Annotated in this window: 1 pseudogene; it reads left to right on the top strand. The window is 43.7% G+C overall.

Annotated elements, in window-relative coordinates:
- Positions 1-220, top strand: a pseudogene (locus V0R37_RS22020) (hypothetical protein); the annotation flags it as partial.
- Positions 221-279 lie beyond the last annotated feature (59 nt).

A 279-nucleotide genomic window follows, 5' to 3' on the forward strand; every position in this document is an offset into this window, starting at 1 on the left:
TGAGACGGTCTGTTTTGAAATTTTACGTGAAATTACCCGAGTGAATCGTGCTTATGACGCCGATAAATTTGTCGTGTATGCCTCACCGGCCGTCGCGGATACCTTGCAAGGGGATGAGTCTGACTCACTTGCGGAATTAGAGGTGTTTATTGGTAAGCAAGTTCGTATTCAAGCGGAACCTTTGTATGTACAAGAGCAATTTGATGTTGTCATGATGTAAGTAGGATTGTGAGTGCTTTCGATATTAACTCGCCTTAGGCGGATAGTGTTGTGGTTACT

Source organism: Pollutimonas rozaliensis (assembly GCF_048751585.1).
Lineage (GTDB): Bacteria > Pseudomonadota > Gammaproteobacteria > Burkholderiales > Burkholderiaceae_B.